Consider the following 19,686-nt stretch of genomic DNA (forward strand, 5'->3'; position numbering starts at 1 on the left):
CTAGCATGAGGTGCTAGTGCCTTTGGGTGTGAGGGTTCGAGTCCCTCTCTCGGCACCATGAATAAAGAAAGATTTGAAATCACTATTATCTAAAGAAGAACAAGCGCACCTTCTACTTAGAGAGCTATCTCTAAGTGCTTTGTTGCACCTGGAATTCAAACAGCTTGAAAAAAAATCACCCCTTTCTCTAAATGACAAAAACCTGCTTTTAAAGCTTTGGTTAAAAAAGCAGTCGACCACATCTAAATACAAACTTTTAAAGAAAAAATTGAAGTCACTATTAAGTGCAACCAATAATCAAAAAGTGAATTTAGAAGTGCTTTTTTTAGAGGTGATCAACTTTCATAGTGAAGTGAAAGCTGCCGATTTAGAAGAATACTTATTACTGGTTCGTTCCATAGAAAGGGAACTGAACAGCACAGTCATGCTGTCTTCACCTAACGAAGTGGATCTTGATTACAAAGGTGGCAAAGACTTCATTTGCGTACTGGCTGATGATTTGAATCGCCACTTCTCGCCCGAAGGTCACCTTGAATCAACAATCAGTTTTTTAGGCAAACTGTCTAAGTATGATCGTACCAAGGTATTCAATTCCGTCTTTATGTTTAATCGTTTTTCGTATGAAGTTAAATATGAAGACGATAATTTTGTGCGCTTCGATCTCATCAAAAACGTAGCTAAATAAAATAACTCAATATACGAATGGCATAGGCTCATGCCATTCGTTTCAATCCCTTAGCTACATTCCTGCCAAACCCATTGTCCAACCTACTTTATACGTGCTGCTTGCCTTGCAAAAGAGCAGATAAGAATAGAGGGAATAGGTAGACCTTATTTAATCAGATTATCGAAACTCTCAAACACTTCCTGACATTTCATTACCCGCCCATGGCCTTGCCCTTGAGTGGCAACCAAGTTGACCTTTTCCATTTCATTCGCAGCACGCTGTGACACACTAAACTTCGTGAACTTGTCTTTTTCATCATGAACGATGATAGTACGAGAAGACCGTAGCGCTAACTTGCCATATGGATCGACAGATTGAATTGGGTAGTTAAACTGCTCTTCAACTTCCCCTACCACCGCTTCAAATAGTTTCATGGAATAGCCTGAACGCGCAACGCTGCCAAATAGGTTATCTAAATAGTCCAATACAGGAGCAATCAGTAGTAGCGGTTTATTCTCAAGCTTTGCGTGTTTGCACTCTAATGCTGAAGCTGTTCCCATACTATGCCCAACTAAACCCACCACTTCATCCGCTGAATCTAAAATCGCTTCCAAGCCATTAACAAAAGCAGGTATATGACCATGAACGCCGTCACTGCCGCCATGAGCAGGGTGATCATAAGCAAGAGCAGTGAAACCTTGCTTAGCAATATGCTCCATCAAAGGGTAAAACTGGCTAGCAGTACCTGACCAACCGTGAGTCAATATCCAAGTAGGTCCAGAACCAAGAGAGTAGGTTTTTAAGACTCCATCACGCCCAACCACTTCAGCTTTGACTAAACCTTTTGGCTCTGCATTTTTTGCTTCTGTTCGCACAGGCGTAAGCAGCAACTTTCGGGCCGTTTTCTTGGCATGAGATGGCGCTAAAATATAATGCAGGTTCGTTGTCGCGCCTATCAAGCTTCGTTTAAAGCTGAATTTATTCGAAGTATTAAAGTAGATTTTTTCACTCATGACTCTGTCCTTATGCCAACCGCCCAAAACGAACGACCGTGCTTTTTATTAGTCTAAAAAAGGAGTACATGCCTCCCTATTATGCTTGTTCTGCTTTATTTCCAGCTGGCAATAAGGCGTTCAACCCCTTGCCAGAAGTGGCGATGGCTCGCTTGTTGACCTTGAAGCGAATAGAATAAATTTGCACTCAAATACAAACCATAAAGTTCGAATGTCGCTTGTTTTGCATCTAAGTCCGCTCGAAACTGTTTGCTTTCTATTGCCTTAGAAATTTGAATCGTTAAATATTTAATCCAAACAGCAATGGTGTCTTGCAACGCCTTTTGAATAGGAGAGCTTTCACTAGAAGCATCTTTCCAAGCATCAATAAACATGCAACTACCTTGAAACGAATGGTTCCAGCCCAGCCAGTTTTCTAATAACTGCTTTAACTTGGCTTCAATGTCTGTATCGCCTAGCACACGAGCGGGGGCAATAACACGCTGGGTAAAAATGGCGTTTGAATACTCTAAAACCGACACTTGTAAGTTTTCTTTTGAGTTAAAGTGAGCAAAAAGACCACTTTTCGACATGCCACATTTTTTTGCCAGCTCACCAATGGTTAAACTTTCTAAACCATTCTCACTAGCTAACTCAAATGCACAGCTCAAAATGTATTCTTTAGTTATTTTACCCTTACTCATCATTCACCAAAACTATTGCTCATCCGGTCACTTTATTCTTAATGATGTTATTTTTAGCACGTTCGTACTTTTTTGCAAATTTTCTTTACCTCAATACCCAAATTACTTTGTTGAAAGTCTAAATTGTGGAAAAATGCGACAGTATTCATACAAAAACTGAGCACTAAGTAGTGGCAAGGTACTTAATTTTAGCCTTGTCATTAAGCATTAAGCCGCATAACTCATTGGATTGAATTTAAGTTAGCCACCAATTCATTTATAAGGAATATTCATGACATCTTTATGGGAGCAGTTTGCTTTTTCAGCCTCTATAACCGGTCCTATCTGCTTAATGCTAGTCTTGGGAGTCATACTGAAACGAGTCGGTTTGATTAATGAAAATTTTATTGATGTTGCCTCAAAAGTTGTCTTCCAAGTCACTTTACCTGCCATGTTATTCCTCAGTATTGTTCAATCTAATCATGACTTTTCAGCAAGCGCGAAGCTGGTTATTTACGGATTAATCGCTAACTTTCTCTTTTTTCTATTCACCATATTCACAACTAAACTGGCGATAAAAGATCCTAGAGACAGAGGGGTGATTGTTCAGGGGGGATTTAGAGCAAACACCGCCATTATTGCCCTAGCTTACGTGGCTAATATATATGGAAATGAAGGCGTTGCGCTTGCTGCGATTTACGTGGCTTCAACAACGGTGCTTTACAATATTCAAGCCGTCATAGCCTTAACACCTAAGGGCGAAGAGTCTGGCGGAAAAGCCATTCAGTTGATCATCAAAACACTCACACGTAACCCTTTAATTATATCGATAGCCTGTGGAGTTCTGTTTTATTCGTTATCAATACCCGTCCCCAAAATGGTCGCTGACGCAGGTCAGTACTTTGCCAATATGACCTTGCCACTTGCTCTTTTATGTACTGGTGGGTCACTGGATATTCGCTCACTAAAACATGATAAAGGACCGACTTGGTTTGCTACTGGCTACAAACTGATCCTTTCTCCATTAGCCATTACCCTTGGAGCTTTGGCCTTTGGGTTCAAGGGATTAGACCTAGGGTTAATCTTCTTGATGAGCGCCGCTCCAACCGCTGCAGCCAGCTATGTAATGGCAAGAGCCATGGGGGGGAATTCGACCTTAGCGGCCAATATTATTGCACTCACTACCTCGGTATCTCTTATCACCTGTACTGTCGGTATCTTTATTTTATCTACGGCTAATTTGATTTGATCTCATTTACAAATTGGGAGTGATATCGCACTCCCAAGCGCCTAAACCATGATTTAAACCAACAACTAAAGAAGAAATACTGATAACTTTTAACTCATATTCTAGCTTTGTTTCCCCAACGAACTCCTGATTCACAAGGGAAATTTCCGCCTTATTTATATTGAGAAAAATTATGTCAGTATCCTCCTTATCGCCAACTCGTCAAAAAATTGCGAGCCTTGAATTTGGACGCGTAATCGCAATATTTGCCATTATTGGCTTACATTGCCAAATGGCTCTTACCTATTGGCAAGTGGATGGCATTCCTTGGGTGGGTTATGTACTGAACCAAGCATCTCGATTTGCTGTACCTCTATTTTTCTTGATTGCGGGTTACCTAATTCAACCTAAACTCGCTCAATCTCCTTGGCAAACTCTCACCTCCTACTCCAAACCATTGCTGAAAGTGTGGGTGGTATGGAGCATCATTTGTTTAGCTACCCCGTTTAATATTCAAAATGTTATTGAGCATGGTTATTTGGGCGAACGTGAAGGCTACTGGGGGTACCTCATGTCGAACCCGCTGAATTCATTGATGGAAGGTGGCTTGGTTCATTTGTGGTTCTTACCAGCTTTGATATGTGCCGTGCTTATCATCACGATTTTGTTAGATATGAAGTTAGGTAAGTTTGTACTTCCTATCGCGATAGGGCTCTATATTTATGGTGTATTGGCTGGAAGTTACGTCAACATAACTGAATTGCCTTCACCATTCTTCACTCGCAATGGACCCTTTTTTAGTACGTTAATGGTGGTTATTGGATTCTCCGCAAGAGAGAATCATTGGAGCCTATCATCTCGTCAAGCCATTCTGATGGTTATCATCGGAATGCTCATCCACTTTTCAGAAGCTTATGCTCTGACATTTGTAAATAGCCCATTCAACACCCATGATTTCTTATTTGGAACCGCCTTATGGGGCACTGGTATTTTTATGTGGTTGCTTGCTAATCCTAACTTCGGACAATCTACGTGGGTAAACTCGATTTCAAGCCGAATGCTAGGCATATACGTTAGCCATTTATTGGTGGTGATCCTTATGTTCAATATCGCAGGCGTATTTGAAATACAAGGGATCGCTAAAGATCTACTTGTGTACCCAGCAACATTAATCATCAGCTTTTTATTAATCGCAGCAATTGAAAAAACACCTACGAAGACATGGTTACTTCGCTAATCAATCATCATATTTATTAGCCTTCACATAAAAGCTATTACCGATTTTGATGTAAACTGAATCGGTATAGCTTTTTATTGATGGATTAATATGACCGCTAACCCACTGTTGCTTTTATGCTTTTTCTGCTTACCGGCTTTTGCTCAAACTCCCCTACCATGGCTGTTTGAAACAAGCGAAAACGGAATTACATTACACAAACGTCATCATACAGACGGACTAATTGAAATACGGGCACAAACCTTTGCTCAAACCAGTTACTCCGGCTTTCTATTATTATTAGAAGACAGTAAAAATGTGCCTAAATGGATTGATAATGTCGAAAACAGTTATGTTCTCCAGCAAATATCGGCAAATGAAAATATTGTCTATACTCAGTTTCTCGCTCCTTGGCCAGCAAAAGATAGAGATATGGTGACCTACTCTCGATACCAAATCGAAGATGGTCAGTTTGTTCTCACCATCAAAGACGCATCAAGCTACCTACCCTTACAACCCAGCTATATTCGAATTCTTGGTGTTAAAGCCCAATGGGTTTTACAACCTTTAGATAATGGCACAACGCACATCACCTACACCGCTTATGCCGATCCCGGCGGAGCATTACCAGACTGGCTGTCGAACAAACTATCTGTTTCAGGCGCACTATCGACCTTTAAAGGGCTAAAAGAACAATTGCCCAAATATCAAAACAAACAACATCCTAATTTACCAAAAGAAAAGGTAACTATAGAGTGATGATGGTGGGAGCACAGCTAAAGGAAGAATGGAGAGGCAAAGAATATAAAAGGCTTTCTAGCCGTAAGCAGCTAATAGCTAATAAATAGTTAGCCGCCAGCTAGGACTTACGGGCAAGGTCTCTTGCTAGAATTAAAGCTAATCCGAAAATTTGTAGAAACAAGGCAATATTTTTGTAAAACGCCATTTTATCTTCCAACAGCTGCATCGTTTCGGAAAGCCCTAAATTCTCTAGATAGAAATCATCTATTCTTGTTCGTTCTGCTTGTTGGGCTGTGTTGATCAGCATCATGATTTCAGAAAGATTGGAAATCTCAATAGCCGGTACGTTACCACCAACCCAAACCGAGAGTTGTCCCCGTAACGCATCGCTCAATGCAGAAGCTCTTACAGGAGAAGAATAAAGAGAAGAAGGAGAGTTAGGAGGATGAACGGGGGATCTATCTAAATGCAGTAAAATCGACTCACGCTTGCGCTCTAATGTTTCAATCGAATTCCAAGCCAGTTGTATCGAATATATATTGCTGCTTTTTTTCTCCCCAAACGCCGCCTGTTCAGAGACTAATTCATCTAAAACCAAACTAGATAGCACAATCGCCATAATGTTCAGAACTAACCCAGATAAAACAATCATCCATGCAGGCGGAAGGCGTAATGCCATAAAATTCCCTAAAACATTTTATCAAAAGGTAAGTAAACCAAGTTTAGAACAATCAAACTCACCATGCTTAAAAGCGTCATGATCATGCCTTTTTTACGCCCGGTGAGGCTGCGCCCAAGAATCCCTTTTGCATGGATAATACGCCCTATAATAAATACCAAGCCTGTTGCATGAATAAACCATACATTAGCGCCATTCATCTCTAACAGCCCCATAAGAATTACAGTGATAGGAATGTAGTCCATGGCATTACTTTGTGCCGATCGCGCAATTTGCAATGATTCTATACCACCATCGGCATGCGCAATTTGATTCAACTTTCTTTGCTTAATCACTTCAAATGCTAGCCAAATCATTAACACGGTGAGTAAAGATGCATAAAGTGCCGTTACCATAATATTTCCTAATTAATTCATTTCTTTGGTCAATCTAGCCAACTCACCGTCGATCAGCAAATTTAAGTTATCACTAACTTAAACAGTGTTACTTAAGTCACGACTCTATTCATTAATATATGGTTCACCGCTAATGCTGATCTGATTTTTATTCTCTTTAATTGAACAAGTAGAGTTATCACAGCCCATTTTTCATCTAAATCGGCATGATCTTTAGATGAGGCAACAAAGGGTTATAATTAGATTTGTAAGAGATCTCGCACACGGCATGTAGGATATGACGCTTTCTTACCGTGATCCTTTTGTTGAGTTAGCCTCTAACCAATTGATACATAAATGTTAATAATCACAATAAACAACCAAGTGCATATTTTTGTTATTTTTTAACCATTGTGAAGAACTTCAATAGAGTGTTTAATTAATGGGTCGACAGGATGTTGGCAGGAACAGGACAAACCCTAACGGATTAAGTATCTTCAGGATGAAGATTTGATGGCTTAGGACGAGTTATCAGCAAGGATGTAATGCTCTAGGAAAGAGTTGCTAGTCAGGAAGATAGGCTTAAAGGACACCGCTAGGATGGCGATGGATAGGAAAGGTTAACGGATTTAACCAGTTCAAGGAACGATGCAGGGAGCATACGTTACCTTATTGAAGAATAAGTAACAGCGTCAGTAGCAGGATAGCTACAAAAAGAATAGACCCCGTTTGGTGAAAGCCAAGCGGGGTTTTCTATTTTAAGCAGCTTATTACCTAGCATCTATTCTAAGAAGCTAATATCCATATCTAATTAGATACAAGGCTGCTCTACAATATGATGTTCATTAAGAACATGGCACCAAAAGCATTCAATACTGATATCGCTATCATCACTGGGATATAACGACCTTCCGTTCCAATCGGCCCCATTATACGACCCATATACTGAACTTGAGAGCCCATAAGGTAAATGGCAGGCGCAAGAATCGCAATATGGTCACCATTCAAGATCCCTTGGTCAAATAACGTAATAACAACACCAACTGCGCCTCCCATCGACATCCAAGCACCAATCAAAACCGCAGCAGCTTCTCCAGGTAGACCGAAGACAGCCATAATAGGTGCAAATACGTTCCCCATAAGCTCAAGGGCACCTGTAATCTGCAGCGCTTTAATTATCACAAAAGCCATAAGCACATTTGGTACAGTAGAAGTTGTGGCTATCACCCACCCTTTCTTCGCACCTTCTACAAAGATATCGGTCACCATAGGCTTTTTCGCTTTAACATCGCTCATTATGCTGTCTCCTCTGTCAGTTTCTCATCTTTCTTTAGCTGAGATTTATCTTCTTTACCTTCCGTAATATTGAGGTAAATACGGAATATGTTTGCACCTACAAATTTGAATACAAACATCACCACTACTGCTAAACCAATAGAAGAAGTCACCGCTAAAGACCCATCAATTGCAGTTAACGTGAATAACACCGCACCAGAAGAGAAGAAATTCACAATGGCAGCACCTGCGGTAAACTGAAACATGGTAAAAATATCCGTTTCACGTTTCGTTAGGTGGCCTTCATCTTTGAGTTGACGAGTCATTGCGGCACCTGCATCGGTACTTTGCAATGAGGCTATAAGCGCTAAACCAGAATTTCCTGGAATACCCATTAGTGGTCGAAGAAGAGGAGTAAGAAGCTTACGGGCAGCTTCAAGTGCACCATAATGCTCAAGTACGTTTATCATACCTAACGCGAACATGACTGTAGGAATCAAAGTTAAAGCAAAAATGAAACCATCACGGGCACCACTACCGCCATTACCACGCAGAGAAGTCGTCGCCGCTTGCACACCATCCGCCGTTTCACTGACATCATAAGCGACCTGACCAAATGAACCATTCAACGTAGTGAAATCAAACACTCCATACCATTCATTTGATTTCATTAGTCCAGAAAAAAATACGACAGCAAACGCCAACGCAATATAACAACCGATGGTAACTTTACGATCGGACTTAACAGGGTTAGTCATAAAAACCTCTATACATCTTGTTTATGTGGAACAGAACACTTATGCATTGTGCTAGAGATCAGACCACCTTCTTATGACCAAAATCAACAAGATGATAAAGTCATACAACTTAGACAAATTAATATATAAAACTGTGATTTCGAGTTAATTTGGAAATTTACAACCATAAAATCACAGATAAATAGAACTAATAACTAGTATTGAATCAATACATTATCAATATCAAATATCCTTTGTTAGTGTAAGAGATCTCTCACACTGAAATTTACAACCATTACAATAATAATTAAAAATCAACAACTTAATAAATAAAAAAGTAACAATTAAAATGCAAATTCCATACGGTATATAGCCAATAGACTACAGCTTAGGTACTGAGCTCATACAAGAAGTATTTGAGCCCAATACGAAATACCCTATTTCAGGCATTATATAAAATCGCGCTCAAATAATAGTATTAAGAAAGGCGACAACTGCTATGGAAATGAACACAATCAAGTATCAAGTAATGGGCTGCGGTAAATGGATCTCAGCAACCGTATCTCGTATTGTCGCGCTTAAACTTGCCGCCGAATATGAATCATATGGCTGGCCTGTGGAGGTTTGCTCGGCAGATATGCCTATAGAAGTCGATCAGAACGCAGCTTAAAGCGGTATGACTTCTTTAGGTTCCTGAACAATTAAGCTTATCTTCCTAAGCTCCTCCAATTTATGGTGGAGCTTTTTCATTTCAGCTTATCGGCTTATTTTCGATATCAATCACACTTAGCCCTTTGATTTACGTCTACTATTTTTACGCGTGTTAATTCCCTATTAACTTGGAGCGTATATGAAAGGCATTCAGCTAACGGTTCTTCTCTCATCTTGTTTCGTTTCATCGTTGGCTGTTGCTTCATCAATAACACCCACTACAGCCATATCATCCGCAGGATCAGCGCTCAATCTGACTCAATCTTTTTATGGTTATCTATCGTTAGTCATTTTCACCATTGCCTACACGGTTGTCATGCTTGAGGAGTACTTAAAACTTCGCAAGTCAAAACCTGTATTGCTTGCTGCAGGTTTAATTTGGATCATCATTGGTTTTGTCTATAAAGAGCACGACCTTACTGAAGTCGCACAGCAAGCACTTGAGCATAATTTATTGGAATACGCTGAGCTTTTACTTTTCTTACTCGTGGCGATGACTTACATAAGTGCGATGGAAGAGCGTAGGTTATTTGATGGCTTACAAGCTTGGATGGTTGGAAAAGGCTTCGACTTTAGGTCCCTATTTTGGTTAACCGGCTTTCTGGCTTTTTTTATTTCCCCTATTGCCGACAACCTAACCACCGCTTTATTGATGTGTGCAGTGGTCTTAAAGGTCGCAGGCTCCAACACTCGCTTTGTCAACATTGCTTGCGTTAATATCGTTATTGCAGCCAATGCTGGTGGTGCTTTTAGCCCATTCGGTGATATAACCACCCTGATGGTATGGCAGGCTGGGCACGTCAGTTTTTCTCAATTTATGCCACTATTTTTACCCTCCGTTATTAATTATTTAGTTCCAGCGTTGATCATGTCTTTCTTCCTTCCAAAAGATCAGCCTGATACGGTTCATCAGCATGTCGAGCTAAAACGCGGTGCTAAACGTATTGTTCTGTTATTTATATTCACAATTGCGACAGCAGTAGCATTCCATGCAGTACTTCACTTCCCTCCTGTAATGGGAATGATGATGGGGCTCGCCTATCTGCAATTCTTTGGCTATTACCTAAGAACCTCTTTGCCGAACTCTTTAGCGAAAAAGAAAGCACTCGCCATTGCTAACCATGATGAGGGAGCATTAAGAAAATTAGGTTCCGTTGTGCCATTTGACGTATTTAGACGAGTATCCCATGCCGAATGGGACACGCTTTTATTCTTCTATGGTGTGGTTATGTGCGTGGGAGGATTAAGCTTACTGGGTTACTTAGAGTTGGCTTCAGGGATCATGTATAACCAGTGGGATCCGATTTGGGCTAATGTTGCGATAGGCGTACTTTCGGCTATTGTCGATAATATTCCGGTGATGTTTGCAGTGCTTTCAATGGAACCTGAAATGTCGATGGGTAACTGGCTATTAGTAACGTTGACCGCAGGTGTGGGCGGAAGCTTACTTTCAATAGGTAGTGCTGCTGGCGTAGCACTTATGGGCGCGGCACATGGTAAGTACACGTTTTTTGGGCATTTAAAATGGATGCCGGTGATTGCAATTGGTTATGCGGCAAGTATCGTAATACACCTTATGTTGAACCAAGCACTGTTTAGTTAAGTTCTGTTTGATGCAATACCTTGCCACAGCTATCCAAATCTGAGCTTGGCTAAATAACCAAAGTACGAGTAGCAATTACTTTTATCACGAATTAAAAAGCCGCTTATTCATCAGTAAGCGGCTTAGTGCTCTCCAAATCGAACTATTTTTATTCTTAAATTAGCGTTTAGATCGCTTTCTCTAATTCCAGAAGCTTTTGCTTTGTCTCTACTCCACCAGCATAACCCGTTAACTTACCATTCTTCCCTATCACTCGGTGACACGGCACAATAACGGAAACCGGATTCTTTCCATTTGCTAACCCGACAGCACGCACTGCTTTTGGGTTTCCAATGAAATCTGCAATTTGTTGGTAGCTCCATGTCTCACCATAAGGGATCGCTAACAATGCTTGCCAAACCGACAACTGAAATTCCGTTCCCTTCGCGGCAATAGGCACAGTAAACTCTACCTTCTCACCCGAATAATATTGGCTAAGTTCAAGAATGGTTTGCAGTAGCGCAGGGAACGAATCATCTCTAATTCCGAGCTCTTCAGGTTGAGTCGTATGAACTTCAAACCAAGCACCCAATAAACCATCATCGTTGGCTTGTAGAGTCATTTGCCCCAATGGGCTTTGGTAATATGTGAATCGATTCATTTTCGTATTCTCTTTCAATCGCTATTCAAGCCAGGTAATAAAATTCAAACTAGGCGTTATAGATTCAAACAAGGTATTAAAAATACAAGCACTACTGATTCCAACAATGGAAAGTGGCGTAACTTCCCCAAGGGGACACACTGTCTGGAGTAATGTTTGGTTTATTCTCAATAAATTTCTTAACCACAAGGTCCCCAGATAATAAATGATTGGGCTCACCTAACCCACGTAGCAAAGCATATTGAATCGTCCAAGGACCAATCCCCTTCAATGCTATCCATTTGCTTGGGTGTTCATGGTCATTTTCAACCATGTATTCCGCAAATCGCTTTAAAGTTTCTTTTCGGCTGTTAGGCATTCGTAAAAAGCTCAGGTCAGCAGCAGAGACCTGTTCCGGAGTAGGAAAAAAAAGACATTCATCAGTTTTATCTCCCTCATTACCTTTACTTTGTTCATAAGCTTGATCACTCGTACTTGAGAGTTCACTAGGTGCTGATGATTGATTAACGGCTAAACCATTAACTGATAGTTCTTCAACCAAGAGATTCAATTGACCAATCGCAGCTTTGACTGATACTTGTTGCCCTAAAATGGCACGAACACCAGCCTCCCATGTACTCAATACACCAGGAATTCTAATCCCACTTTGTCGAACTAACTGCGGATCAATGGATTTAAAAAAGGCTTCAATTTTTGAAATGTCGACATCTAAATCGAACATTCTTCTTATGGACGAAGTCAAACTTCTCAGCTGGCTAATATCACTGAGTTGAAATTCAATATCGAGTGTGTTGTCTTTAATTAAAGTCGCTTTAAACCAACCTTTAACACCATTAATGACCACTGTACGCTGGTAGTCATTTTCTCCAATCAGCTCGACACCAGCTATCTGCCTCACGCGATAAAAATTCAGCATATGCTGCCAATTTAATGGGTGACGAAACCCCAATTGAATATGGTTTGATACGCTTTCCATAGGCTTAGATTTTCTCACTTGTGTGGGGGATAGTTGCAGCGTTTTACTAAAAGCATCATTAAAACGACGGGTACTATTAAAGCCGCTGGCAAAACCAATATCAGTAATACTCATTTGGCTGTTGTGCAACAATTGTTTAGCAAACATGAGCTGTAAGTATTGGGCATATTGTTTAGGGGATACACCCAAATAGGTGTCAAATAGCTGCCTTAAATATCGGTCTGAAATACCTAACCGTTCTGATAGTTCAACCGTACTGCCAGAGCTTAAGCTGCCAGCGTCTATCAACTTTAGGGCACGTAGAAAGGTCGTTTCAACACCTTTCCAAGCAAATGATGAAGGCGCACTATCAGGACGGCAGCGTAAACAAGGACGATAGCCAGCCTTCAATGCCTGAGCTGGATTGGTATAATATTCAACATTCTGCTCTTTTGGCGGATTAGCTGGGCATATGGGCCTGCAGAATATTCCCGTCGTTTTAACCGCTATAAAAAATACCCCATCAAAACGTGCATCTCTAGCATGCCTAGCTAGACTGCATTGCTCATTAGTGAGGTCGCTATAGTCATGAATTGTTTGCGTCATGGTGAAGCTCTACTAAACACTGTTGATAGAAAGTGTATCGTTATTCCACCTAAACACTAGCCACTTTCGGAACTGAATAATCGGTAGCTTTAAAGAAAAATTGTATTTTTTGGGATTAGTTAACTATTTTTACTTAGTCATAAATTTATTTCTAACACCGTCAGGAAGTGGGTACTTTGCACAAAAAGATGCGAAGACACGCTTATTCACAAGGATATTGGCTATGAATCTACACACTTGCAGAATTGTTTTAAAAAACCATAAAGTGCTTACCTGCCAGTCAGTTGAGCAATCTCTCCTCCACCTAGAAAGCTTGGGTGATAACGGAATTTCTCAAATTCAAATCGATGCAAGCGATGGGCATCAAATTTACTCTTATCAATCTCACTCATTAGAAGAGTCGCTAGAAAACCTAATGAACCTTTAATTTCGCTAATGTGTAAGTCCAATAGGGCACAAATCACCCAGACTATAGTTCATTAGTCCGGAAGCTTTTTAATCATAAAGTTCATTAGCTCGAAATGAATTCGAATAAGAAATTTCAGGTATAAAAAATGGCTCCTACCGACAGGAGCCATTTTCGTATTCAAAGCAATAGTATTCTTAGACTGGCTTATTTTGGCGGTAAGCCCACTAAGGATACTTTCACCTCTAATCTGTGGCTGGCTCTGCAGCTTGTTGTAACGTATAAGCTGTAGAAGGGTCTATCTCTTTCACCAGCTCTTCAACTTGCACTATCGCCTCTACAGAAGTACTGCTCTTACGGTAGCTTAAGTAAATTGGACGATACCAATCTTCTACACCCGTCACTTTATAGAGCTGACCAGAAGCTATAAATGGCTCAACTAAAGATGCTGGTAAATAGGCACTGCCACCTTTTTCTAAAATAAAATCTAAAGCAATACGAGCAGTTGAAGTACGTAGGTAAGGTGCGGGTACTTTAGGGTGACGCTCAGCGTGTTCAGAACCAAAACGGGTGCCCCAATCGACATACACGTATTTATGTTCGAATACAGATTCCAAGTTGTCAGGCTTTGTCGACACCAACACTAAAACTAGATCAGCCACTTTCTTACAATTTAGTTCTTCTGCTTTAATTTGGTCGAAAGCAAACGCCATATCTAAAGTGCGTTCCAGCAAATTTCTATTCAGTTGCTCTCGCCCCATCACTTCAGCCATGAAACCATACCCACCGAATGAGTCAGTCACCACACTTAAACAATTTTGTAAGTACGCATCCCAAATATTAGGGGTTCCGCCCAACGTTAATTGAAGTGCTTTTCCACTTTCTAAAGACAACTCAAATTTTGCCTGCTGCAAAGTGGTGACCATCACTTCCGCGTAACCGATCAAACGCTCACCAGAAGAAGTGAGCTTAATGTTATTACGGTCACGAATAAAAAGCTGAGTGTCAAAGTAGCTTTCTAGCTGTTTGATACGTGCACTTACTGCCGCTTGAGTCAGGTACAAATTTTCTGCAGCACGACCAAAATGTCGCACTCTAGCAACCTCAAGAAAGGTTCTAAATACTTTCACATCCATCAAATACATCTCTGTAATAAATCTGCTAAATAGCCGATCTAGGATTGTTTATCGTAAAGGTAAAAACGTTTTGTTTTTCATTTTTGCCTTTTGACAATATTTTCGCGTGAACCACTATTGCTTTCTCGTGAGGCATCATTTCATGCGAACAATAGCGGCATGTAAACAACTATTTTGTGTAAACAGCAGTTACTTATACAAAGCTTAGTTTTTACGTGAACAAACACACAATTTTCTATCTAACTATATTATATCTAACCATATATTGAGGCTGATATGTCTGAGACTGAATTCCGACACGGAAAAAAACGTTTTTATGACACCAATAAATTCCCACGAGGTTTTGCCAAGTCAGGCGATTTTACTCTTGTAGAAGAAGAAATCCTAACCTTGTTTGGCGATACTATGCTTGCGCTTGAGACTGGGGAGCTGCTACCTACCAACTCTGAAGAAAAACATTTTTTAAGAGTATTAGCTCATCCGCATAAAGCTAAGTCAAAATTAGAGCAAGTGTGGCTTAAGTACATCAGGCTCGCTCGCGGACGTCGACGTTTTCATACTTTGAATGGTTGCAAGCGCGCTGGCAGCTTTAGGGAAGAGTACGAGAATGACCTCGTTTTAGAAGAAGATTAAGCTCTTTGCTAGTGCCTGCTTTACCAAAATAAAGCGGGCACTTCATTTCTAGCCTTGTCCTTGCATAGTAGAAAAGCAAAAACCATACAATATTGAGCGATTTGTCTTACCGCGTAATTTGAAATTCCAACCAGGTTAATGCTCTTCTAGTATTTTGTGCAGCTTTTCGAATAGTCGGTTTTTTTTATCTTCATTGGCATAATCAATATGATAGCGTTTTAGGTCTTTTACTTTTAATTGCGCCCCTTCCGTTCTCATACGGATTTCTTTTTTATCTTCATTCCAGCTACTTTCAACACCTTCATACATTTTACCAAGAGCAGTGTCCTTGCCTAGATGCATAATTAGGGAATGAGCTTGAAAAATTTCTTTCGGGCTAATCTTGTAAACCATAGTTGACTATTCACTCCGCTATCTTCATTGATGAATCATTTCACTGAAGCCGTGTTTTCTTTTTAAGCAATTTTTATGAAGCTCTGTTTTTTGAAGCTCTGTTTACGGGAATAACATTTTACTGAAGCTATATTTGACTATAGCAATGTTTGCTTAAGTATAGGTTTGAAGCTTGTATTGGCAAATAGATATATCGACCATTTATTATTCATTAATTCTTCTTTAACTCTGCCAATTATCCATATATAGACAGATTAAGTTTTGAGCTAATTCGCACATCTACCACGCTAATTTGTAAAAATTTGACTTAAAACAATAGCAGATCACATCAACTTATTTTATAATGCGAATTAATGTTTCAGAATACTAAAATTTATTATATCTAGGGGCTACATCAATGAGACTGATTCCATTAAGCAACAAAGCAAAAGTAGGTAAATGGGCTGCACGTCACATCGCAGATTCTATCAACAAATTCGCTCCAACTGCTGAGCGTCCGTTTGTTCTAGGCCTTCCTACAGGTAGTACTCCTTTAACTACTTACGCTGAGCTAATTGAACTGTACAAGGCTGGCGAAGTAAGCTTCAAAAACGTTGTAACATTCAACATGGATGAGTATGTAGGCATTGATCCTAACCACCCAGAATCTTACCGTACTTTCATGCACGAGAACTTCTTCAACCATGTCGATATCCAAGCTGAAAACATCAACCTTCTTGATGGTCAAGCAGACGACATCGATGCTCACTGTGCAGCATACGAAGAAAAAATCCGTTCTTACGGCAAAATCAACTTGTTCATGGGCGGCGTAGGCATTGATGGTCACATCGCATTTAACGAGCCAGGATCTTCTCTATCTTCTCGCACTCGTATCAAGACATTGACTGAAGATACTCGTATCGCGAACTCTCGTTTCTTCGATGGCGACATCAACCAAGTTCCTAAATACGCACTAACTATCGGTGTTGCTACTCTTCTTGACTCTGAAGAAGTAATGATCCTTTCTGTAGGTCACAACAAAGCGCAAGCTCTTGAAATGGCTATCGAAGGTTCTGTAAACCACATGTGGACAGTTACTGCTCTACAGATGCACCGTAAAGCTATCATCGTTGCTGATGAGCCAGCTCAACAAGAGCTTAAAGTTAAGACTTTACGCTACTTCCAAGAGCTAGAAGCTGAGAACATCCAAGACCTATAATTTTATTAGGCTTGAGACCACCTCTCGCATGAGCGTTGAATCGAGATCTAAGATCATGGTTAAACGTTTATGAAAAAAAATCCGATATTGAACTCTCAATATCGGATTTTTTATATCTATAAAGCAGTAGGGAAAGAAAATAGCTTCATCCTATTACTGGCAATAATTATACGTTTTCAATTCTTCAAAATTATAGACATCAATCCAATCGCAAAAACCTATTAACTTAATAGGAATTCCCCACTTCAACCAATGCGAATAATTATCAATAATATCCATATAGACACAGAGCATGATTTATGAGGATAGTACGATGATCAAGACAGCAACGTTTGCAGCAATCCATTTTACCATTGCAACCTTGGTCGCTTTTTCGTTAACAGGCGACTTCTTACTAGGCAGTTTGATTGCCATGGTAGAACCATCCATTAATACCGTCGCCTTTTACTTGCATGAAAAAGCATGGCAGAAAGTACCTTATCTGAAGCGTCATGAATCAATGACTCAAATAAAAACCGCAAGTTTTGCTGTCATTCATTTTAGCGTTGCATTTACTGTAACTTACGCATTAACAGGCGATGCTTTTATTGGTGGACTGATGGCAACTATTGAACCTGCAATTAATTCAGTCGCGTATTTTTTCCATGAAAAAGTATGGCTTAAAAGAAAGCAAGAGAAGGGGTTTGCTAGCAATGGGATGGTTTGTGCGTAGCTCTATACATTCATTAAATTAAAACTGAATGCAAATTTGAATTATCAATAAATTGAGGCAGTCATTCAATACACAATAAGATTAGAGTGAGATGCCTCAATTGAATAGTTTCTTGGCTAAAATTGGTGAAATAGAATACCAAATGGAGAACTTAGTTCTAAGACAAAAGCTAAGTTCAGGTATATCGATTAAGAGGTCAAAGCATTCTCTCTGCAAAGCAGGTTTACTATATCGGTAATCGCCAACACAATGGTTGACTGAACTTTCTGATGGTGTCGACCTAAGAACATTTCCAGCATAGGTCCTGACATGGTTTTCACTAGGTCTTCGTCGTAATCGATAGGCATAATTTTCTGGATTGCATTGACTCTATTCAATTCAAACAACACATCGACTTCAGTGAAGCTCACATTGTTATCTTGTATTTTTGCCCACTCTTTTAGTGTGACAAAAATTTCAATGTCGTCATACACTTCTTTACTGATTACCCCTAAACCTAGCAGAAGTTTCCCTCTCACCATAATGTCACCAAGCGGACCATCGTTGCTCAGTAGAGGCTCCACAACAAATTTAACTGCGTAATCATCCTTATGGAAGATGTTGTGCAACAAAGCATCCACAGTATCATCCAGCGCATCATAAGCTGCAAACAAACACTCAGAAGCGCTATCGGCTTCAGATAGCGCTTCTAATAATTCAGTTTCATGGCTCGGTTGTATTGGCATAGCGGCTCTATAATGGAAAAATGCCACGTTCGTGGCACTTTGGTGAACTATCATTTCAAGGCTAAGTAAGCTTGTTCTGCTAGTTTAACAACTTCTGAGTCACTATTCAGCTCAGAATAATGAGCTAATGTCTCAACGAAGCCTTTTTCAGCAAACATTGCTTGAAGTTCAACCGCTTGAGGGTCATCTTCATTCTTGTAAAGGAATGCAGCTGCAATACCGTTCAAGAGGTGCCCATTCGGAAGGTTGTATTCTAGAGTACCATTTAATGGCTTGATTAAACGATCTTGAGGGCTCAATTTACGAATTGGCTGACGACCAACTCTATCTACTTCATCACGTAAGAACGGGTTCGCAAAACGACCTAGGATTTTTTGAATGTAAGCGGCATGCGCTTCTGGGTCAAAACCGTAACGCTTAATCAATACTGCGCCACTCTCTTCCATTGCTGCCGTCACTTCTGCGCGAATTACATCATCTTCAATCGCATCTTTAATCGTTTCATGACCGGCTAATACACCTTGGTAAGCCGTGATTAAGTGACCAGTATTAAGAGTAAACAGCTTACGCTCAACAAACGCCATTAGGTTATCTGTGCATTCCATTCCAGGGATGTTTGGGATCTCACCTTTGAATTGAGTTTGGTCAACAATCCACTCGCTGAATGTTTCAACGGTTACTGCTAGGGGATCGGTTTCACCCGCTTCTGCAGGCGGTACAATACGGTCTACTGCTGAATCAACAAAACCAATGTGTGCTTCAGTGAACACTTTCATTTCATCAGAAAGGTGCTCTAAAACGGCAGCTTTTAATTGGCTCGTACCACGAACCATGTTTTCAGCAGCAATGATGTTCATTGGTGACGTATTGTTTGCTGCAGCACGCTTCTCGATACCTTGAGCAATCGATTTTGAAATGATTTTCAGAACCGTAGGTCCAACCGCTGTCGTAACTAAATCAGACTCTGCAATGCTGTCCACGACGGCACCAGTTGCTGAATTAACCGCAGTAACATTTTTAACCACTTCGACAACGCACTCTTCACCAACGATTTTTACTGGGTACTCATTACGTTCAATTAGTGCATTCACAACCGTTTCATTTACGTCTGCGAATGTTACTGCGATGCCTGCATCTGCTAGTAATTTACCAATAAAACCGCGACCGATGTTACCTGCACCAAAATGTAACGCTTTCATAATTTTAAACCTTATAAAGATTGAATCTACATAGATAACGACTCAACAACATGCCATCAATCTCGTGGCATTAAGCAGTCAGCTATCCAGACTGAATGGCGGTTAACTAGCTGAAGTAACCACTCTATAAAAATCAATTTAGGCCCAAAATGAGACCAGTGGGGGGGACACTGGTCT

The 19,686-nt window shown here is 40.3% G+C and carries 22 protein-coding genes; 10 read left to right on the plus strand and 12 right to left on the minus strand.

Annotated elements, in window-relative coordinates; translation table 11 throughout:
• Nucleotides 1-73 precede the first annotated feature (73 nt).
• Nucleotides 74-685, plus strand: coding sequence for a DUF2913 family protein (locus L4C37_RS02030; protein ID WP_167493979.1), 612 nt, complete (start codon nt 74-76; stop codon nt 683-685).
• 146 nt (nt 686-831) lie between these two features.
• Here the strand turns inward: L4C37_RS02030 and L4C37_RS02035 are convergent, their stop codons facing one another.
• Entirely contained in the window at nt 832-1,680 is an 849-nt protein-coding gene (locus L4C37_RS02035; protein WP_429767732.1) for an alpha/beta hydrolase, read from the minus strand.
• A gap of 95 nt (nt 1,681-1,775) precedes the next feature.
• Nucleotides 1,776-2,363 carry a TetR/AcrR family transcriptional regulator gene (locus L4C37_RS02040; protein ID WP_137371713.1) on the minus strand — a complete coding sequence of 196 codons (588 nt, stop codon included), beginning with the start codon at nt 2,361-2,363 and terminating at the stop codon, nt 1,776-1,778.
• Between the two features lie 271 nt (nt 2,364-2,634).
• On the opposite strand from L4C37_RS02040, the gene L4C37_RS02045 reads away from it, so the two are divergent.
• The 3 genes from L4C37_RS02045 (at nt 2,635) to L4C37_RS02055 (ending at nt 5,545) form a co-directional block, all read left to right on the plus strand.
• The gene (locus L4C37_RS02045; protein ID WP_137371714.1) at nt 2,635-3,591 is read left to right on the plus strand and encodes an AEC family transporter; all 957 of its coding nucleotides are present in this window, start codon (nt 2,635-2,637) and stop codon (nt 3,589-3,591) included.
• Nucleotides 3,592-3,763: 172 nt separating this feature from the next.
• Complete coding sequence (locus tag L4C37_RS02050; RefSeq protein WP_429767733.1) at nt 3,764-4,807, plus strand: acyltransferase; 1,044 nt, start codon at nt 3,764-3,766, stop codon at nt 4,805-4,807.
• A 90-nt stretch (nt 4,808-4,897) separates the two neighbouring features.
• The gene (locus L4C37_RS02055) at nt 4,898-5,545 is read left to right on the plus strand and encodes an START domain-containing protein (RefSeq protein WP_137371716.1); all 648 of its coding nucleotides are present in this window, start codon (nt 4,898-4,900) and stop codon (nt 5,543-5,545) included.
• A 100-nt stretch (nt 5,546-5,645) separates the two neighbouring features.
• On the opposite strand, the gene L4C37_RS02060 is transcribed toward L4C37_RS02055, so the two are convergent.
• The 4 genes from L4C37_RS02060 to L4C37_RS02075 form a co-directional block, all read right to left on the minus strand.
• A complete protein-coding gene (locus tag L4C37_RS02060) occupies nt 5,646-6,206 on the minus strand; it encodes a DNA mismatch repair protein (protein ID WP_273297261.1) in 561 nt (186 codons plus the stop codon).
• 8 nt (nt 6,207-6,214) lie between these two features.
• Nucleotides 6,215-6,601, minus strand: coding sequence for an MAPEG family protein (locus L4C37_RS02065; protein ID WP_429767734.1), 387 nt, complete (start codon nt 6,599-6,601; stop codon nt 6,215-6,217).
• A gap of 807 nt (nt 6,602-7,408) precedes the next feature.
• On the minus strand, nt 7,409-7,876 hold the full coding sequence (locus tag L4C37_RS02070) for a YjiG family protein (RefSeq protein ID WP_137371719.1): 468 nt from the start codon (nt 7,874-7,876) through the stop codon (nt 7,409-7,411).
• Nucleotides 7,876-8,613 carry a nucleoside recognition domain-containing protein gene (locus tag L4C37_RS02075; protein WP_429767735.1) on the minus strand — a complete coding sequence of 246 codons (738 nt, stop codon included), beginning with the start codon at nt 8,611-8,613 and terminating at the stop codon, nt 7,876-7,878. Before L4C37_RS02075 ends, L4C37_RS02070 begins: the two co-directional genes overlap by 1 nt.
• Before the next feature lie 478 nt (nt 8,614-9,091).
• Here L4C37_RS02075 and L4C37_RS02080 point away from each other — a divergent pair, with 478 nt between their 5' ends.
• Entirely contained in the window at nt 9,092-9,262 is a 171-nt protein-coding gene (locus tag L4C37_RS02080) for a hypothetical protein (RefSeq protein WP_167493977.1), read from the plus strand.
• Between the two features lie 180 nt (nt 9,263-9,442).
• The gene (nhaD, locus tag L4C37_RS02085) at nt 9,443-10,906 is read left to right on the plus strand and encodes a sodium:proton antiporter NhaD (RefSeq protein ID WP_273297476.1); all 1,464 of its coding nucleotides are present in this window, start codon (nt 9,443-9,445) and stop codon (nt 10,904-10,906) included.
• Between the two features lie 166 nt (nt 10,907-11,072).
• Here the strand turns inward: nhaD and L4C37_RS02090 are convergent, their stop codons facing one another.
• Entirely contained in the window at nt 11,073-11,546 is a 474-nt protein-coding gene (locus L4C37_RS02090; RefSeq protein WP_429767736.1) for a methylated-DNA--[protein]-cysteine S-methyltransferase, read from the minus strand.
• A 91-nt stretch (nt 11,547-11,637) separates the two neighbouring features.
• On the minus strand, nt 11,638-13,107 hold the full coding sequence (locus L4C37_RS02095; RefSeq protein ID WP_429767737.1) for a DNA-3-methyladenine glycosylase 2 family protein: 1,470 nt from the start codon (nt 13,105-13,107) through the stop codon (nt 11,638-11,640).
• A 223-nt stretch (nt 13,108-13,330) separates the two neighbouring features.
• Between L4C37_RS02095 and L4C37_RS02100 the strand changes: the two genes are divergently transcribed.
• Nucleotides 13,331-13,534, plus strand: a complete 204-nt coding sequence (locus L4C37_RS02100) for a hypothetical protein (RefSeq protein ID WP_137371724.1) — start codon at nt 13,331-13,333, stop codon at nt 13,532-13,534.
• 224 nt (nt 13,535-13,758) lie between these two features.
• Here the strand turns inward: L4C37_RS02100 and L4C37_RS02105 are convergent, their stop codons facing one another.
• Nucleotides 13,759-14,649: a LysR family transcriptional regulator gene (locus L4C37_RS02105; RefSeq protein ID WP_137371725.1), complete on the minus strand. Its 891-nt coding sequence runs from the start codon at nt 14,647-14,649 to the stop codon at nt 13,759-13,761.
• 276 nt (nt 14,650-14,925) lie between these two features.
• Between L4C37_RS02105 and L4C37_RS02110 the strand changes: the two genes are divergently transcribed.
• Nucleotides 14,926-15,282 (plus strand): MaoP family protein, encoded by a 357-nt coding sequence (locus L4C37_RS02110; protein WP_137371726.1) that lies wholly within the window; start codon nt 14,926-14,928, stop codon nt 15,280-15,282.
• Nucleotides 15,283-15,417: 135 nt separating this feature from the next.
• On the opposite strand, the gene L4C37_RS02115 is transcribed toward L4C37_RS02110, so the two are convergent.
• The gene (locus L4C37_RS02115) at nt 15,418-15,675 is read right to left on the minus strand and encodes a DUF3081 family protein (RefSeq protein ID WP_137371727.1); all 258 of its coding nucleotides are present in this window, start codon (nt 15,673-15,675) and stop codon (nt 15,418-15,420) included.
• A gap of 397 nt (nt 15,676-16,072) precedes the next feature.
• On the opposite strand from L4C37_RS02115, the gene nagB reads away from it, so the two are divergent.
• A complete protein-coding gene (nagB, locus tag L4C37_RS02120; protein WP_137371728.1) occupies nt 16,073-16,873 on the plus strand; it encodes a glucosamine-6-phosphate deaminase in 801 nt (266 codons plus the stop codon).
• 313 nt (nt 16,874-17,186) lie between these two features.
• Nucleotides 17,187-17,585, plus strand: a complete 399-nt coding sequence (locus L4C37_RS02125; protein ID WP_137371729.1) for a DUF2061 domain-containing protein — start codon at nt 17,187-17,189, stop codon at nt 17,583-17,585.
• Nucleotides 17,586-17,773: 188 nt separating this feature from the next.
• Here L4C37_RS02125 and L4C37_RS02130 read toward each other — a convergent pair whose 3' ends face one another.
• A complete protein-coding gene (locus L4C37_RS02130; protein WP_429767738.1) occupies nt 17,774-18,310 on the minus strand; it encodes an MltR family transcriptional regulator in 537 nt (178 codons plus the stop codon).
• Between the two features lie 50 nt (nt 18,311-18,360).
• On the minus strand, nt 18,361-19,509 hold the full coding sequence (locus L4C37_RS02135) for a mannitol-1-phosphate 5-dehydrogenase (protein WP_429767739.1): 1,149 nt from the start codon (nt 19,507-19,509) through the stop codon (nt 18,361-18,363).
• Between the last annotated feature and the right edge of the window lie 177 nt (nt 19,510-19,686).

It is taken from the genome of Vibrio kagoshimensis, assembly GCF_050337535.1.
GTDB lineage: Bacteria > Pseudomonadota > Gammaproteobacteria > Enterobacterales > Vibrionaceae > Vibrio > Vibrio gallaecicus.

What these genes read in the sequence shown, in the direction of transcription:
- L4C37_RS02035 (WP_429767732.1), bottom strand. Translation starts at nt 1,680, where the DNA reads ATGAGTGAAAAAATCTACTTTAATACTTCGAATAAATTCAGCTTTAAA.
- L4C37_RS02040 (WP_137371713.1), bottom strand. Translation starts at nt 2,363, where the DNA reads ATGAGTAAGGGTAAAATAACTAAAGAATACATTTTGAGCTGTGCATTT.
- L4C37_RS02045 (WP_137371714.1), top strand. Translation starts at nt 2,635, where the DNA reads ATGACATCTTTATGGGAGCAGTTTGCTTTTTCAGCCTCTATAACCGGT.
- L4C37_RS02050 (WP_429767733.1), top strand. Translation starts at nt 3,764, where the DNA reads ATGTCAGTATCCTCCTTATCGCCAACTCGTCAAAAAATTGCGAGCCTT.
- L4C37_RS02055 (WP_137371716.1), top strand. Translation starts at nt 4,898, where the DNA reads ATGACCGCTAACCCACTGTTGCTTTTATGCTTTTTCTGCTTACCGGCT.
- L4C37_RS02060 (WP_273297261.1), bottom strand. Translation starts at nt 6,206, where the DNA reads ATGGCATTACGCCTTCCGCCTGCATGGATGATTGTTTTATCTGGGTTA.
- L4C37_RS02065 (WP_429767734.1), bottom strand. Translation starts at nt 6,601, where the DNA reads ATGGTAACGGCACTTTATGCATCTTTACTCACCGTGTTAATGATTTGG.
- L4C37_RS02070 (WP_137371719.1), bottom strand. Translation starts at nt 7,876, where the DNA reads ATGAGCGATGTTAAAGCGAAAAAGCCTATGGTGACCGATATCTTTGTA.
- L4C37_RS02075 (WP_429767735.1), bottom strand. Translation starts at nt 8,613, where the DNA reads ATGACTAACCCTGTTAAGTCCGATCGTAAAGTTACCATCGGTTGTTAT.
- L4C37_RS02080 (WP_167493977.1), top strand. Translation starts at nt 9,092, where the DNA reads ATGGAAATGAACACAATCAAGTATCAAGTAATGGGCTGCGGTAAATGG.
- nhaD (WP_273297476.1), top strand. Translation starts at nt 9,443, where the DNA reads ATGAAAGGCATTCAGCTAACGGTTCTTCTCTCATCTTGTTTCGTTTCA.
- L4C37_RS02090 (WP_429767736.1), bottom strand. Translation starts at nt 11,546, where the DNA reads ATGAATCGATTCACATATTACCAAAGCCCATTGGGGCAAATGACTCTA.
- L4C37_RS02095 (WP_429767737.1), bottom strand. Translation starts at nt 13,107, where the DNA reads ATGACGCAAACAATTCATGACTATAGCGACCTCACTAATGAGCAATGC.
- L4C37_RS02100 (WP_137371724.1), top strand. Translation starts at nt 13,331, where the DNA reads ATGAATCTACACACTTGCAGAATTGTTTTAAAAAACCATAAAGTGCTT.
- L4C37_RS02105 (WP_137371725.1), bottom strand. Translation starts at nt 14,649, where the DNA reads ATGGATGTGAAAGTATTTAGAACCTTTCTTGAGGTTGCTAGAGTGCGA.
- L4C37_RS02110 (WP_137371726.1), top strand. Translation starts at nt 14,926, where the DNA reads ATGTCTGAGACTGAATTCCGACACGGAAAAAAACGTTTTTATGACACC.
- L4C37_RS02115 (WP_137371727.1), bottom strand. Translation starts at nt 15,675, where the DNA reads ATGGTTTACAAGATTAGCCCGAAAGAAATTTTTCAAGCTCATTCCCTA.
- nagB (WP_137371728.1), top strand. Translation starts at nt 16,073, where the DNA reads ATGAGACTGATTCCATTAAGCAACAAAGCAAAAGTAGGTAAATGGGCT.
- L4C37_RS02125 (WP_137371729.1), top strand. Translation starts at nt 17,187, where the DNA reads ATGATCAAGACAGCAACGTTTGCAGCAATCCATTTTACCATTGCAACC.
- L4C37_RS02130 (WP_429767738.1), bottom strand. Translation starts at nt 18,310, where the DNA reads ATGCCAATACAACCGAGCCATGAAACTGAATTATTAGAAGCGCTATCT.
- L4C37_RS02135 (WP_429767739.1), bottom strand. Translation starts at nt 19,509, where the DNA reads ATGAAAGCGTTACATTTTGGTGCAGGTAACATCGGTCGCGGTTTTATT.